General features: G+C 56.6%; 12 protein-coding genes. 3 read left to right on the forward strand and 9 right to left on the reverse strand.

Annotated elements, in window-relative coordinates; genetic code table 11:
* Nucleotides 1-5: 5 nt before the first annotated feature.
* Both SynPROS71_RS12550 and SynPROS71_RS12555 read right to left on the reverse strand, forming a co-directional pair.
* Nucleotides 6-998, reverse strand: a complete 993-nt coding sequence (locus SynPROS71_RS12550; protein WP_186595472.1) for an RluA family pseudouridine synthase — start codon at nucleotides 996-998, stop codon at nucleotides 6-8.
* Complete coding sequence (locus SynPROS71_RS12555; protein ID WP_370586828.1) at nucleotides 973-2,151, reverse strand: MFS transporter; 1,179 nt, start codon at nucleotides 2,149-2,151, stop codon at nucleotides 973-975. The genes SynPROS71_RS12550 and SynPROS71_RS12555 overlap by 26 nt, the downstream gene beginning before the upstream one ends.
* Here SynPROS71_RS12555 and SynPROS71_RS12560 point away from each other — a divergent pair.
* Nucleotides 2,150-3,547 carry an MmgE/PrpD family protein gene (locus SynPROS71_RS12560; protein ID WP_186595476.1) on the forward strand — a complete coding sequence of 466 codons (1,398 nt, stop codon included), beginning with the start codon at nucleotides 2,150-2,152 and terminating at the stop codon, nucleotides 3,545-3,547. The genes SynPROS71_RS12555 and SynPROS71_RS12560 overlap by 2 nt on opposite strands.
* A gap of 13 nt (nucleotides 3,548-3,560) precedes the next feature.
* On the opposite strand, the gene SynPROS71_RS12565 is transcribed toward SynPROS71_RS12560, so the two are convergent.
* The 6 genes from SynPROS71_RS12565 to SynPROS71_RS12590 all read right to left on the reverse strand — a co-directional run bounded on the left by SynPROS71_RS12565 (nucleotide 3,561) and on the right by SynPROS71_RS12590 (nucleotide 8,998).
* The gene (locus SynPROS71_RS12565; RefSeq protein WP_186595478.1) at nucleotides 3,561-4,349 is read right to left on the reverse strand and encodes a hypothetical protein; all 789 of its coding nucleotides are present in this window, start codon (nucleotides 4,347-4,349) and stop codon (nucleotides 3,561-3,563) included.
* A complete protein-coding gene (locus SynPROS71_RS12570; RefSeq protein ID WP_186595480.1) occupies nucleotides 4,346-5,512 on the reverse strand; it encodes an NAD(P)/FAD-dependent oxidoreductase in 1,167 nt (388 codons plus the stop codon). Before SynPROS71_RS12570 ends, SynPROS71_RS12565 begins: the two co-directional genes overlap by 4 nt.
* Nucleotides 5,512-6,390 carry a hypothetical protein gene (locus SynPROS71_RS12575; protein WP_186595482.1) on the reverse strand — a complete coding sequence of 293 codons (879 nt, stop codon included), beginning with the start codon at nucleotides 6,388-6,390 and terminating at the stop codon, nucleotides 5,512-5,514. The genes SynPROS71_RS12570 and SynPROS71_RS12575 overlap by 1 nt, the downstream gene beginning before the upstream one ends.
* 26 nt (nucleotides 6,391-6,416) lie before the next feature.
* A complete protein-coding gene (locus tag SynPROS71_RS12580; RefSeq protein ID WP_186595484.1) occupies nucleotides 6,417-7,637 on the reverse strand; it encodes a cytochrome P450 in 1,221 nt (406 codons plus the stop codon).
* Nucleotides 7,638-7,748: 111 nt separating this feature from the next.
* Nucleotides 7,749-8,618, reverse strand: a complete 870-nt coding sequence (gene ylqF / locus SynPROS71_RS12585; protein ID WP_186595486.1) for a ribosome biogenesis GTPase YlqF — start codon at nucleotides 8,616-8,618, stop codon at nucleotides 7,749-7,751.
* The gene (locus SynPROS71_RS12590; protein WP_186595487.1) at nucleotides 8,615-8,998 is read right to left on the reverse strand and encodes a universal stress protein; all 384 of its coding nucleotides are present in this window, start codon (nucleotides 8,996-8,998) and stop codon (nucleotides 8,615-8,617) included. Before SynPROS71_RS12590 ends, ylqF begins: the two co-directional genes overlap by 4 nt.
* A gap of 100 nt (nucleotides 8,999-9,098) precedes the next feature.
* Here SynPROS71_RS12590 and pgk point away from each other — a divergent pair, with 100 nt between their 5' ends.
* Together pgk and SynPROS71_RS12600 are read left to right on the forward strand one after the other, a co-directional pair.
* The gene (gene pgk, locus SynPROS71_RS12595; protein WP_186595488.1) at nucleotides 9,099-10,307 is read left to right on the forward strand and encodes a phosphoglycerate kinase; all 1,209 of its coding nucleotides are present in this window, start codon (nucleotides 9,099-9,101) and stop codon (nucleotides 10,305-10,307) included.
* A 113-nt stretch (nucleotides 10,308-10,420) separates the two neighbouring features.
* Entirely contained in the window at nucleotides 10,421-11,329 is a 909-nt protein-coding gene (locus SynPROS71_RS12600) for an NAD(P)-dependent oxidoreductase (RefSeq protein ID WP_186595489.1), read from the forward strand.
* 2 nt (nucleotides 11,330-11,331) lie between these two features.
* On the opposite strand, the gene SynPROS71_RS12605 is transcribed toward SynPROS71_RS12600, so the two are convergent.
* Nucleotides 11,332-12,075 carry a hypothetical protein gene (locus SynPROS71_RS12605; RefSeq protein WP_255442189.1) on the reverse strand — a complete coding sequence of 248 codons (744 nt, stop codon included), beginning with the start codon at nucleotides 12,073-12,075 and terminating at the stop codon, nucleotides 11,332-11,334.
* Between the last annotated feature and the right edge of the window lie 48 nt (nucleotides 12,076-12,123).

The following is a 12,123-nucleotide window of genomic DNA, read 5'->3' on the forward strand; positions in this document are numbered from 1 at the left end:
CCGCTTTACGTAATCGAGGAACGCCGCCTCAGCACCGCCAGCAGTTTGTCCATCACTGGTGGCAGCGGCGCTTCAAACAGCATCCGTTCCCTTGTGATCGGGTGATCCAGCCCCAGCTGAAACGCATGTAGAGCCTGTCCAGGCAGCTCGATGGGCAATTTGCGGCAACGGCTGTAGGTGGGGTCCCCCACCACCGGATGGTTCATATGCGCGCAATGCACGCGGATCTGATGGGTGCGGCCCGTATCGAGCTTGAAGCGCAGCAACGAGTAATCACCGAGTCGCTCCTGCAAGCTCCAGTGGGTGCAAGCAAAACGACCGCTCTCGCTGCTCACCACCGCATATTTCTTGCGATCCACCGGGTGGCGGCCGATGGCCCCCACGATCGTGCCGCTGTCTCCTGACGGCACCCCATGCACCACCGCGAGGTACTCCCGTGAGGCAATGCGCTTTTGGATCTGCAGCTGCAGCTTCACCAGTGCCTCCTGGGATTTGGCGATCACGATGCAGCCGGTGGTGTCTTTGTCCAGACGGTGCACGATTCCCGGCCTGAGCTTGCCACTGATCCCCGGTAGATCCGGGCAGTGATGCAACAGACCGTTCACCAGGGTTCCATCCTTGTTACCAGGGGCTGGGTGCACGGTGAGGCCAGCGGGCTTGTTGATCACAATCAAGTGCTCATCTTCGAAAAGCACATCCAGATCCATGGCCTCAGGCTTCAGGTAGGGCAGCGGCTCAGGTGGGGGCATCCAGAGCTGCACCTCATCGCCCTGACGCAGGGGGGTCTTCGCTTTACCCGTTCGACCATTCACACGCACCAAACCCGCATCAATGAATTTCTGAATTCGGGCGCGACTCTGTTCGCGACGCTGGCTCACAAGCCAGCGGTCAAGCCGCATGGGCAAAGGCTTGGGGTAAGTCAGGCTGAGCAACTCTCCCTGGCCTTCACCAAAAGCCTTGTCAAACGAGAGTTCAGGAAGAGGGGGATGGTCTGGCAATGGTCAGCCCAGAACACTGGGAAAGCATGGCCAGCAGAACCAGCCCTAAAGCCAGGTATAAAACACCGTGCCATCCCCAGATGGGCCAAAGTCTCACCAAAAGAAGACCGCTGAGAGCCGCAGCCCCGAACGCAGAGATGAAGAGCAAGGCACCGAGCCTTGATCGTGCTGCCAGATCAAGCGACAACACCCGCGACTGATTCGCGACGTAACTTCCCTGCACTCCAAAGTCGATACAACACATTGAGACAAGAATCGCCACAACGGATGTATCCCAAACAATCAGACCGATCACACCCAGCAAGGTCATCCCACTACACCCTGTGATCACCTGACGGGCGCCGAATCGATCCACCATGCGACCAACCCAGGCTGCGGATGTGATGCTGGCCAGGCCAACAAGACCGAAAGCACCAATCTGGGCTGGGCCGAACGACCAGGGGGGATTCGCCAAACGCAATGAAAGCCCTGTCCAGACAACAATAAAAGCAGCGAATTGAAAGCCTTGGCTGGCACAGGCTTGCCTGAGAACATCAAAACGCCGAAACAATGAGAACTGACGACTGATCACGAGTCCATAGGGCTTGTTCACACTCTCGGTGTCAGGCGGAATCAAACGAGGCCACAAGAGAGCGACTCCACCCATCAGAACTGCAGACACCAAATAAATGCTCCGCCAGCCAAACCAATGCGCCATCAGTCCACTAAAGAAACGGGACAAGAGGATGCCTGCAAACTGACCACTGAGCAATCTGCCGATCACAAACCCTCGCTCATGAGGGCCAACCAGACCGGAAACAAAAGCGGGGAGAATATACGAGCTTAACGAACAAAAACCCAAACTATAAAAAGCAACAAGAAGTAGCGAGAAGTCTCCTGACAAGACAATTGAAAAGGCCGACAGCGATGCCCCACAAGCAATCAAGCGAAGCATTTTACGGCGATCAAGAAGATCCCCAGCCGGCAACAGGAACACAAGAGAGGTCAACAACCCCGCCTGCAGCATCACCGGCACGACCCCAACACGACCAGACGGCAAGTCAAATGCTGAAGAAATGACAGGTAACAGGGACTGGGAATAGAACATGTTGCCGATGCTCACTCCCATCACCGCCCCTAGAATCGTCAAGGGAAATTTCTGGCTCGCACGCATGTCTACAGTCCCCAGTTCACAGCCTGGTCATAGCACGAATAAAAGCAATGACTGGCGTGAATGGGGAACAGAAGCGACCTCACTAAGCCAGGCAATCAATACACAGTGGAAGCACGATCAAACACCTGAGAAGCAATCAATCATTCAAGCAACACGCCTCGTGTTACTCGACACATGTGCGGTCATCATCAATGGATTGTCCAGCGATCTCATTCAGGCGTACAGCGAGAACAATGCCAATCTCGAGCCAGGTCATCTGCACTTTCCTGGGATCCGACAAACACTGAGTATCCACGGCCTGATCAGCGTGCTGTCAGCAGCAGCTCCATGGAATGAATTGGTTGAAGGCAATGCCAAGGCCCATGGCCGCCCCGCACTTCACGTGGTTCCAATCAGTATCGGGCTGGGCCTGAGTCTGAATTGCACGCTCGATGAGATCTTGCGGGCCATTCTTCAGGGCTATGAAATCGGCACCCGATTCGGTGAAGCGTATTCCGTACCCCCCGGGGAACACGTGGACGGCACATGGGGAACCATCGCAGCGACCGTGGCCGCATGCACACTTCTGAAGACAACACCGGAGCAAACCAGAGGCGCGATCAATGGCGCGCTCTGTCAGATGAGTCGAAGCCTGTTTGCACCTGTGGAGGCGGGAAGCGGTTCACGCTTGCTCTACTCCGGCTTGTCTGCCCTAACAGGGCTCCAGCTGGCCTTAGCCTCCAGGGCCGGATTGCACGGACCAGCCCGACCAGGGCGAACGTCAAGCGACCATCAACAACGCTGGCCATCGGCACCAGACCTCACGATCAGAGCGGAATTCGCGATTGAAGACAGCTATGTAAAGCTCTATCCAGGGGCACGCCACCTGCACTACGGCATGGAAGCTGCTCTGAATTGGCGCCTAAGCCACGGATATCACTCAGAACAGACCCTGAGACAACAAGACATCCCCAGCACAATCACAATTGAAACTTACCCTGAAGCAATCAACTATTGCGACCAAAGCGAACCGAGCAATCGCATACAGGCTCAGTTCAGCCTGCAATACGCAACCTGCATTTGCCTACTGACAGGTGATACGAGTACAAACATCTTTAATCAGAGCTGGCTGCATCATCCAGTCGTGGCCATCCTCATGAGTCGAACCAAACTCCTGGCCAACGATCATCAATCAGGACGCTGGGCTGTGCTGAATCTGACTGACCAACAAGGGAGGAGAAGTCGCGCCGAATGCAAATATCTGAAAGGGGACCCAGGCTATCCTCTCAGCATCGATGACCGGATCACGAAAGCCAAACGCCTACTGGAAGATCATCTTGAAACACGATGTGCCGAACGATTAGTCAACCATTGGCTTGAGGGAGACCTCAGCAATGGCCTACTACCCGAAGCATAAATACAGAAAAAAGTTAGAAGGGATTGAACAGTGAATCAACTTCAGACCAGTCACTCATAGATGCAAAACGCTCGAGTTTCTCGTATAGCTTGCAAAACAAGACCGAACCACGAAGTCCACGATCACCACAATGAGATAGAAGCCAGCGAGCCGCTGCCAGATTGGAAGACAGCAACGGAGCAGGATAACGATCAATCAAGTCCTCGATCACCCCAACCGTACGCATCCCTGTTCCTGAAAGAAGAACAGGAGCGCCATCATGGAAGGTCAAAGATTGAAGATAATCCTCCAAAGCCTCAGAGTCAATCGCGTAAGCATCTTGTACCTGGAGTGCATCGAGAATCGAATTGGCAGCAACAACTTCAATGCCAGCTTGCTCCCAATAGCACTTCGCCTCATTGATGAGCCATTGCGGATAAGGAAGTTCAAGGTGAAGACGCTTGAATTGCAAATGATGGAGTAATTCAAGGATGGCCAGACTGGTGGTCACAAATGGAACGTTCAGCCTCGCCGAGAGTTCGTCACAAAAACGCCTATCTTCTCCCGGTCCTGAAGCATAATTTGAACCGGTAAGACCAACAAGAATGGCAGACAGCGGTAGCTTGCCAAAGCGAAGCGAAGTATCCAGATACTCCTGAAGATAACGCCTGTTGCGTTCCGCTAGGTCACAATCAGGGAAGACAGGAAGCCTGGACACATAAAGATAAGGCTGATCATCCAAGAGCTGTTTGAGCTCGATTTCCAGCGTTGGATTGGAAGGAGGCACCAAAAGCCCAACAGAGTGCATTGATTCAAGAGTCATCGGCGCAAAGACTTTGAATACGAAAGTAGGTCAAGAAGTGAAGCACGCATCAGCGCCCCAAACGACTCACTAGAAGGCCTCAGGAAACGAGGGGTCCGTCCCGCCAGCAACTGCTGGGTGCGCGCCATCAAGGCATCTTGCGTCAAACGCGACCAGGTCAGATTCCAATGCTGCAATGCTTGCCAATCAGGATGGTTCAAAAAACAGGATGCCAATGCATAGGCTTCCATTAATCCGAAATTCATATTCAAACCTCCTCGGGTGTTGGTGACATGGGCCACATCACCCAAGAGAAACACCCTTTGAACTTGTCGGGTTTTCACACAACGCTGCGCAACGCGATAGGAGTCACGCATGGCCGGAATCGATTCCCACCACTGAGCCGGCACGCAATCCCTGAAGACACCGGCCAAACGTTGCCGTGCCCATGCAGTACCCGCTAGTGCCTGCCGCAGTTCAGATAAGCGAGGCCGCAGTACAAAACGCCAACCGTCGGTCATCTTGAGGCAGCTCACCGAACCACCTTCTGATTGGACATAAGACACCCCAGCCAATTGCCCCTGCAGAGAGTCAGGAATCATTGGCACGGAAAGACGCACAACTGGGGTTGGCAAGTCATACCCCTCAAAACGAAGACCCAGCTGATCACGCAACACACTGCGCGCTCCATCACAGAGAATCAGATAATCCCCTTGAAATGTCTGGCTCAAGCCACTTGATCCAAAGCGATTGACCCGTACAGACACGCCTTTGTTGCAACGATCAAACTGCAAGGCGACAGCATCTGCCTTGTCCACCAGACAACAACACCTGGAAGCTTGGAGTTCGGCGATCAACTCCGCGCGCAATGCAGCCTGATGTAAATGCAATCGGTAAGGGAATTGGGTCTGAGCCGAGAGCGCGTCATAGCTTGATCGTTGTTGAGTCGATCGTTCGAGATTCCAAGACATGACGTCTGAGACAACCTCTCCCTGGGCCAAAAGCTCAGGCCAACAGGCAAATTCAGACAAGAGCTCAAGGGTGGCTGGCTGAAGCGTTGAGGCTCTCGAAAATGTCTGATTGAAATCATGACGCTCAATCAAGACACACTCGTGCCCCTCCCGAGAGAGCTTGGCGCAGAACATAAGCCCAACCGGACCAGAGCCAACCACCAGGATTCGCATCAATCAGAAACATGATGCAGGAAATTATCAGCTGCATAACCAATCACATAACGAGCCCCACAACGGGCGAACGCAGCATGGATCTCAGAAAAATAGGCTTGGGGATCCAACAAACCAGTCTTAGCTGCAGCCATCGCCATCGCATACTCACCACTCACGTGATAGACAGCCACCGGACGCCTTGAGCGACGGCAAGCGTCCTGCAGGACATCGAGATAAGGCAACGCTGGTTTCACAATGGCGATCTCCGCTCCTTGCCTGAAGTCTTCATCCATTTGGTGAAGTGCCATCTCTGCATCAGAGAAATCAAACTGATAACTTTTGCGCGCTAACCCCAGCGAGGAGCCGACCGTCGACCGATAAGGTCCATACAACGAAGAGGAAAACTTCGTGCTGTAAGGCATCAATCCACACACTAGATCTCTACTTCTCAAAGCAGCGGCCAACCGGGATGTCTGATCAGGCAATGAAAGACAAGGAGCCACATAATGAGCGCCTGCGTCAGCGAATCGCAAAGCCAGACGAATCGCAGCCTGATAGGAGGCCTCCAGATCGACCAGACCCTCCTTCAATACAACACTGTGGCCAGAAGCGAGATAAGGAGACAATCCCACATCAGCGATCAACATGACCTGATTGCGCGCCCATCGCGCACTAACCTGTTCAAGGAAATGAGCCACGCAGAAATTCGGCTCATCAAGCTGATCCAAACCTGGTTGATCATTCACAGCTACAACCAACCAACGACTCAACCCCTGAGAAAGACGACGCTCAACATGAGCCAAGGCTGATTCAACGCTATGAATCAGGTTTCTCTCAAGAGGCGACTCTCGAGGCTCCTGCGCTGCAGAAATGAATAGGCATTCGATGTAGTCCAACGGACGGGCCAAGAATCCCACCCCCATTACACAGGCGAAGCCTTGAGCAAGAGTCGATCAAACCCTCGGAAACGGTCTGCAAGCAAACGTCGACTCTCACCTTCAACAATCTCAAGTGATTCAAAATGATCACAGAGTGCATTCAGGAAACATGCTCCTGCCATCCTCGCCAGGTGAAGGCCAAGGCACTGATGCAGACCAGGCGCAAAACTGAGATGGTGATTCGGATTCCGATCAATCAGGAACTGATCCGGATGTTCAAACACGCGAGGATCACGATTTGCGGCACTCACCAAAACAGAAACTGACTCACCAGCCCGAATTATTTTTCCATCAATCTCCATATCCTCAAGAGCCGTACCGGCATTAATCGCCTGAGCGGGCGGGTCCCAGCGCAACACCTCTTCAAGCGCAGGTGCGACCAACTGACGATCAGCTCGAATTCGCGTATACACCTCCGGATGCAGAGACAGAGCCCAGGCGACTGTGCCAACCAGCAACCGAAGGGTATAAATACTTGCTGAATAGAAATTACTGCTGATCACCAACAGCAATTGCTCATCAGTGAGATGCATATTTTCCTGATGATCCGAAATCAAACGGCTCAGCAAGTCTGCAGAAAGATGCTGACGCTTTTCGCGAATCAATGGCAGGAAATACTCATTATAAAAGCCTATTGAATCATCACCTTCTTCCACAGTGGACTGCGTCTGTGTCAACCCGCGAGCACGCACAAAGGCACCCACCTTATGACAGACCATCTCCTGCTGCTCAGAAGGCACTCCCATCAGTTCGCTGACCACCATCACTGGCAGGGGGTTGGCAATCTCGCGAACGAGGTCAATCACTGGCTCACCAGCAATCGCCTGAAAGCGATCATGCAAAAATGCCTGGGTGAATGTTGCCAACAGTTGAAAATCTATACCCCGATAGGCCTGAGTAACATGATGTCTTAAACGGGCATGTTCACGTCCATCCATATAAGGCAAATCATTTTTCTGGCGTTCAAAAATATGGCCATGGCCAAATCGGGCAATCAATTCATCAAGGTGACTCTGCCGGCTAAAGCGAGCATCCTTCATGTGGTCAACAGCCTCTTGATAAGCAACAATCATCCACAAGTTCGGACCTTCACACCAATGAATGGCAGATTCTTCCCTTAAAGCCGCATAAACCCGATACGGATCATCCAGCCCCGGCAGACAAGGATCCTGCTTAAACCACTGAATAGCTTGCTGAAAATCCACCGAAGCGCATCATTTCCCACACTCAAGCAATGGATTCCAAACCCGGCAACATCAGATGGCAAACAATAAGATAACTTTTTTATTGTAAAATCAACTGGCGTTGACAACGGCTCAATCAAACGGCAGTTCCAGCGCGATGCTGCCTAAAGCAGATTTTCGGAAATCATCGAGCAATCGCTGGGCCATCCGCGCTGTATCCCCTGAGGTGTGGCGCTCCGCCACAGCCTCCAGCCAGTAGGCAGGATCTTCGGTGGCCCCTTCCAGAGGAACGCCATAACGACTCTCCAGGAGCGCCAAGCCCACGCCTGAGGCCTCCTGCGGCTGCAATCCCTTCAGGAGATTCAGAAACGCCTGGGCCACGAGCTCACCGTCGTAAGCCGCTTGGCCGATGTCGTCGCACAACGCCAGATGCAGTGCTGCCTGCTGGTCATCCAGCCGCGGCGGCAGCACCCCGGGCGCATCAAGCAGATCAAGATCCTGCCCCAAACGCACCCAACGCAACGTGCGCGTGACACCGGCACGCCGGGCACTGGCCACCACCTTCTGCTTCACCAAGCGGTTGATCAAGGCCGATTTGCCCACATTGGGGAACCCCAGAGTGAGCGCCCGCACCGGACGTGGACGCATGCCGCGGTTACGCCGCCGCTCATTGAGCTGATCGCCGGCGCGGATCGCTGCCTGCTGCACCTGCTTCACACCGGTGCCCGCTTTGGCATCGCACCACACCGTGCGCTGGCCGCGGGCTTTGAACCACGCTTCCCAAGCAAGGCGTGCAGCGGGGGTGACCATGTCACGCCGGTTGATCACCAGGAGATGCTGCTTGCCGCTGATCCAACGATTGAGATGGGGGTGCCCCGTCGCCAGGGGAATGCGCGCGTCGCGCACTTCGATCACCAGGTCCACCTTGTCGAGATTGCGCTTGAGCTGCTGCTCCGCTTTGGCGATATGGCCCGGATACCACTGAATCGGCGGTGAGCTCACGGCACCACCAACACTGGGCAGGGGGCCAACTGAATCACCCGCGACGCCGTACTGCCGCTTTCGGCTTGCAAATTCACACCCCGCGTTCCCATCACGATCACATCCACATTCAACTCGTCGGCCACATCGCAAATCACAAACGCCGGCTTGCCCTCGCGCTCCACCACATCGCACGCCACCCCCGCCTGTTCAAAACGGGTTCTGGCCTCAGCCAACAAAGTGGCTACCGCCTGATGGTCGTGCATCTCCGGCCGCTCGGGCTGCACCACCGACAGCACCACCAGCCGGCTGTTATGACTGCGCGCCAGCTCAAGGGCCTTCCCGGCAGTCTCCACAGCCTCCCGGCTCTGATCGATCGGGAACAGAACGGTTTCAAACATCGCGACGGCCTCCAGCAGACAGCGCTTCCTTAGTCCTAGCGCCAAGAGCCGGGAACTCGGGTTAACCTCACCCCGTTTTCCTACCGCACGACACAACCCCATGGCGAAGCGTTCCCTGGCAAGCCTTTCCGGCACCGACCTCAGCGGAAAGCGTGTGCTTGTGCGGGTTGATTTCAACGTGCCCCTGAACGATGCCGGTGCGATCACCGACGACACCCGCATCCGCGCAGCCCTGCCCACGATCAACGACCTGATCAGCAAAGGCGCCAAGGTGATCCTCTCAGCTCACTTCGGCCGTCCCAAGGGTCAGGTGAACGACGCCATGCGTCTCACCCCTGTGGCCGCCCGTTTGAGCGAGCTGCTGGGTAAGTCCGTGGCCAAGACCGACAGCTGCATCGGCCCTGACGCTGAAGCCAAGGTGGGCGCCATGGCCGATGGCGATGTGGTGCTGCTGGAGAACGTGCGCTTCTTTGCCGAGGAAGAGAAGAACGAAGCCGGCTTCGCTGAAAAGCTCGCCGGCCTGGCTGAGGTGTACGTGAACGACGCCTTCGGCGCCGCCCACCGCGCCCACGCCTCCACTGAGGGCGTGACCAAGTTCCTCAAGCCCGCCGTCGCTGGCTTCCTGATGGAGAAGGAGCTTCAGTACCTCCAAGGCGCCGTGGATGAGCCCAAGCGTCCCCTCGCCGCCATCGTCGGTGGATCCAAGGTGAGTTCCAAGATTGGCGTGCTCGAGGCCCTGATCGACAAGTGCGACAAGGTGCTGATCGGCGGCGGCATGATCTTCACCTTCTACAAGGCCCGCGGCCTCTCGGTGGGCAAGAGCCTGGTGGAAGAGGACAAGCTGGAACTGGCCAAGGAGCTAGAAGCCAAGGCCAAGGCCAAGGGCGTTGAGCTGCTGCTGCCCACCGATGTGGTGCTGGCCGACAACTTCGCCCCCGATGCCAACAGCCAGGTGGCTGATGTCACCGCCATCCCCGACGGCTGGATGGGTCTGGACATCGGTCCCGATGCGGTGAAGGTGTTCCAGGCCGCCCTGGCCGATTGTCAGACCGTGATCTGGAACGGCCCCATGGGCGTGTTCGAATTCGAGAAGTTCGCCACCGGCACCAACGCCATCGCCACCACCCTGGCGGAGCTCAGCGCCAAGGGCTGCTGCACGATCATCGGCGGTGGTGACTCGGTGGCTGCTGTGGAGAAGGCCGGTCTGGCCGAGAAGATGTCCCACATCTCCACCGGTGGCGGCGCCAGCCTCGAACTGCTGGAAGGCAAGGTGCTGCCCGGCGTGGCCGCCCTCAACGACGCTGCCTGATTCGCGAACAAACTCATGCTGTGGCCGCCCCTGATGGGGCGGCTTTTTTGATGGGTTGCACTGTGAACCGGGTGGGCCGGTTCGCCAGGATCTAACTGAGATGGGAGTGAACCATGACCGGATCTGATCTCAAAGCTCCCAGTCGACTCGCCTTCGTCGGCCTCGGCGCCCTTGGCCTACCGATGGCCGCCAACCTGCACCGTGCCGGCTATTCACTGCAGGTGCACACCCGCAGCCGCAACGCCGAGAACGATCCGAGCCTGCATCAAGGGGATCCAGCCGCAGCGACCCTCTGCTGCGCATCCCCCGCTGATGCTGTTCAGGGCTGCCAGGCACTGATGCTCTGCGTCAGTGATGACGACGCCGTGGAGACTGTGCTCTGGGGAGAAAACGGTGCCGGGCCTGCACTCGTGGAGGGGAGCCTGGTGATCGACTGCTCCACCATCAGCCCATCCACATCCCAGCGAATGGCACAACGCCTGGCCAAACGAGGCGTGAGCTATCTGGACACCCCCGTCACGGGAGGAACGGAAGGAGCCAAAGCCGGCACACTCACCGTGCTCTGTGGCGGCAGCGACGCCGACCTGGATCGCGCCATGCCAGTGCTGGAGACGATCGGTGGCTCGATTCACCACTTCGGTGCTGTTGGCAGCGGCCAACAGGTGAAAGCGGTGAACCAGGTGCTGGTGGCCGGCAGCTATGCCGCCGTAGCGGAAGCCATCGCCCTCGGGCAGCACCTGCAGCTGCCAATGCAGCAGGTGGTGGATGCTCTCCGGCACGGCGCCGCCGGATCCTGGGCCCTCGAGCACCGATCCAGCGCCATGCTCAGCGATCACTATCCCCTCGGCTTCAAGCTGGCGCTGCATCACAAAGATCTGGGCATCGCTCTTCAAGCCGCCGCCGAGGCCGGCCTTGACCTGCCAATCACCCAGGCTGTGCAGGCTCAGGAACAGACCCTGATGGACGCAGGCCTGGGCAACGCTGATGTTTCAGCTCTGCGCAGACATCTGCCCAGGGTGTGATGTCACGGCTTGAGCTTGCTGCGGTCGTCGACCACCTGCACCCGCTTGCTCACCGTGACAACGCCATCGGGATGCACCAGCAGAGCAGCCCAGACCTGCGATCCCGGTTGAAAGGGAGCCTGCACAGACTTAAACAGACCGCCGCCACCCAACGGTTCAAGCTGGATATCGGGGCTTTGCTGCTCCAGCACTTGCTGCGGCGTCACGGAGATCAGTCCTCCGGCCAGCAACGACTTGCCGAGTGGTTGATCCACCACCACATCCACGTCGTAACGGCTGCCGGTGAGCACGGTGTCTGGAATCAGCAGTGAGATCGGCAGGGGCTTGCTGGCACTGGTGAGCACGGATTGATCGCTGAGGATCTCCTGATCGGCGATCAGACCGTTCTCCAATGCCAGGGCAACCGTCTGTTGAGCCTGGAAGGAATAACTGAGTCCGTCCTGCTGGCGGGTGCCGCTCACGGCAAATTCCACGGTCTGACGGCCATCATCTAAGGGCTCACCGGCCCTGACCGCCCAACGGGTTTCCGGGAACCGTTCAGTGAAGCGGCGGAAGCGACCAGCGAGGGTGCTCGCCTGCTCTGGAACCATCAACGCCTCCAGCTGCTTGCTGCTGTCATCGGCATTGAGTGCCTGCTGCAGACGGCTGCTGAGATCGGCTCCCGTCTGAGCCCGCAACGGCATCGCTGTGAACAGCGCCGTCCCGCACATCCATGACGCCATTGCGACACGCAGGAACGGGACCATGAAGTTGCCTCTGGAATCCATTTAAGTTAGGCCCCGTTTTTACGATCC

Origin of the sequence: Synechococcus sp. PROS-7-1 (assembly GCF_014279795.1) — a bacterium.
Taxonomy (GTDB): Bacteria; Cyanobacteriota; Cyanobacteriia; order PCC-6307; family Cyanobiaceae; genus Synechococcus_C.